This window comes from Clostridium sp. (genome assembly GCF_036642255.1).
Taxonomy (GTDB): domain Bacteria; phylum Bacillota; class Clostridia; order Clostridiales; family Clostridiaceae; genus Clostridium_J.
The window spans coordinates 1-2,685 of the sequence record NZ_JAVWDJ010000109.1 but is presented as its reverse complement, the minus strand read 5'-3'; the positions used below and the strand labels follow the sequence as shown (position 1 = coordinate 2,685).

The following is a 2,685-nucleotide window of genomic DNA, read 5'->3' as shown; positions in this document are numbered from 1 at the left end:
AGTTTATTGGCATCGCCATAGCTCCAGGAATGGCAGAGAAACCTTTTTCAAAAGCTAATAAAAGATGATTAGGGAAGCGAGTTGCAATTGTTGTTTTCAGATATACCGTTCCTTTTGGAATACTTTAACTCTGATTTAACAGACGGCTTAGACTATATCTTCATTTTGATAAATTCATATTCTGGATGTTGTCTGTGTCCATTAGCGTATCTGGACATAGAGGTAGGTGACAAACCATACTCATTACAACAATCTTTCTGGGTGTAATATAATTTTTCTTGTTTTGTTTTTCTATGAATCGCCTTAATTGTAGGTTTTCTATCAAAGGTGTTTGAGTATGTCCACCAAAGACCATAGGCTATATTTGAGGCTTTACAAACCCTTCCAATTGTTCCTCCGTTATATGAAGTAGTTCTTGAAATATCTGCACCAGACTTAAATTTACCTATAAACTCACCACTAAGACTAAAACAATAAATCTCTCTCATTTCTTGTTTTTGTAGACCTGTTTTAAATGAGTGGAACATATTTTCCTGAGGTGTATTCCACTCTAGGTTTTCTACGTGATTGTCAGTTTTCACTCCATTAATGTGATTAACCTGCTCTTTATTTTCTGGATTGTTAATAAATAGCATTGCAACTAATCTGTGACCTAGTTGGTATTCGTCATTCTCTTTTCTGAGATGATACATAACATACCCATTTTTCATTATTGTTCCTTTTAGTATGTTACCATCTTTGGTATTTTCCACTCTTCCGAAAGAAGATACTGCATAAGCACCGCTTTTATAATCCTTTCATTTTTCCATATCTATAACCTCTCTTTCTATTTATTCATTTTAATTACATGAATTATCAAAATGCGTGGCACTTCGGGTAGCTACCCTACTCTACTAAGTTCACCAAGTTAATTGGGCTTTTCGATAGTCGTTGAACCTTCTCCATGTCAAAAGAGCTTGGCTGCTGATTGCCCAATATTGTTAATTTTCAAACATTCACGCCTACTATTTTTAGTTACGTTGTAGTTTAACAATCTCTAAGGGGTTTCCAGCAATTCACCACGTTTTTAAAGTCAGGCTAAACTAACAACCAGACTTAGGATCTCCATATATTAAGCACGAATACCCTTTTAAATCTCTTGATACCTTATGTGGTTGAATGTTCATTAAATCCATATATTATCTCCTTGCGTCTGTCGCCACTTATTATTTATTATATTTTATCTTCTCTTCTAATCCAAAAGAACTCAGTAGTCTTTTCTCTACGGTTTGGCTCAAAAACAAACCAACTGTAACTTTGAGCGGAGCTTTGTTTTTTACTAAAATCTCCATTTTTATAACAAGCTATCCTATCCACATATTGATAAATTCTACTTGGTGGATTCGAGACAAATATGTTTTCGTATCTAGATTTACTTTCCGCAAATTGTGTTCTTGCTAACATTATAATTTTATTTGCCCTACCAAAAGATTTAAGAACAAACTCTTCTATTAAGTCATATGGAGGATTCATTACTATTACGTCAGCTTTTTTATCAAAAGGATAATCATCACTAAGAAAATCTAATCCTGTTACTGTTCTCGAATCTGAAAAACCTCTATCAACTAAATCGGTTCCAAATACCTTAACTTTATCTTCTAAATTATTTGCTTTTAGAAACGAATCTATTCCCATTATCATGTGGCCCCCGCCACAGTTACCTGTTATAAACGGCTGGTTGTTTAGTCTTGCAACAAACATACCAGTAGATACTGTAAAGCAATATTTAAAGTCTGTTTCTTTAGGTGTAACCACCTCTATATCTATCCTACCAGAACTTCTCCTCATAGAAGTTTTATTTTTTGATAACAATGCAACTCGATACTCTATGCTTGAGTTTGGTCGTTCCTCTCTGTCATATTCTGAAAAATTAGAAGACATTCCACTTGAGTGCATTATAAATTGAACGAAATCAGCGTTTGATTTCTCCTTTGTGAAATAAGTTTTATCTCCATTTTTACCTATTGAACCGTCCCAGTGAAACACCTCTTCAAGAAAGACTTCTTTCAACCTATCACTCATAGACAACCACTCACTTGGAAAAAGTTTAACTCCCTTACTATAGTAAAATGTAAAAACTTTTTTATCTCCATCTTCTGTCTCTCTATACTCCAAAGATAAAGATTTTAAGAGATTTTTGAGTCTTATTATTTTTCTTTCTTTTTTTAGCGATATTTTCCATCTGTTTGTACTAACAGTTCTTAGAGTTCCATCTGCACTCAGAGCAATAGCAAGTCTGAGTTCCTGTTCTGATAAACAGCTTTTATCTCCATATTGCCACCCTGTTGGTGTTCCACCCCTAAAACCACACTTATCATTATAATGTCTATTAAACAATTCTCCCATTGTCATCTCTTTAAGCCTATTTTTATAATCAAAATAAATCATTCTGTGTTCCCTGCTAACCTCATAACTTAATAGGTGATTTGAAAAGCAATAGAAATCTGTGGCTTGTGTTTTTATATATTTAATTGGTAATTCTAGGTGAGCCTTTCCTGTTTTATCCCATACTAAAACCTTATCTCCTTTGGAATAATCTTCTATTTTTTTCCACTCTACCCCATTAAAAAACTCTGTCCTGCCAGAAATACAGCACGGTTCTAGTACAATATTCCCCTCAACAAGAGGTTCAAATCTAAGAATGTT

The 2,685-nt window shown here is 33.9% G+C and carries 2 protein-coding genes and 1 pseudogene; all 3 read right to left on the bottom strand.

Annotation, left to right across the window (positions count from 1 at the left end; genetic code table 11):
• Window positions 1-152: 152 nt before the first annotated feature.
• Window positions 153-710: an HNH endonuclease gene (locus RR409_RS21000; protein ID WP_336747330.1), complete on the bottom strand. Its 558-nt coding sequence runs from the start codon at window positions 708-710 to the stop codon at window positions 153-155.
• Window positions 690-773: pseudogene (locus RR409_RS20995) on the bottom strand (NUMOD4 domain-containing protein); the annotation flags it as partial. The pseudogene RR409_RS20995 and the gene RR409_RS21000, both read right to left, overlap by 21 nt.
• A 439-nt stretch (window positions 774-1,212) precedes the next feature.
• Window positions 1,213-2,685, bottom strand: a 1,473-nt coding sequence (locus tag RR409_RS20990) for a hypothetical protein (RefSeq protein WP_332559723.1), incomplete at its 5' end; no start/stop codon positions are given.

Coding starts and splice junctions, on each gene's coding strand:
- RR409_RS21000 (WP_336747330.1), bottom strand. CDS start 710: ATGAAAAATGGGTATGTTATGTATCATCTCAGAAAAGAGAATGACGAA.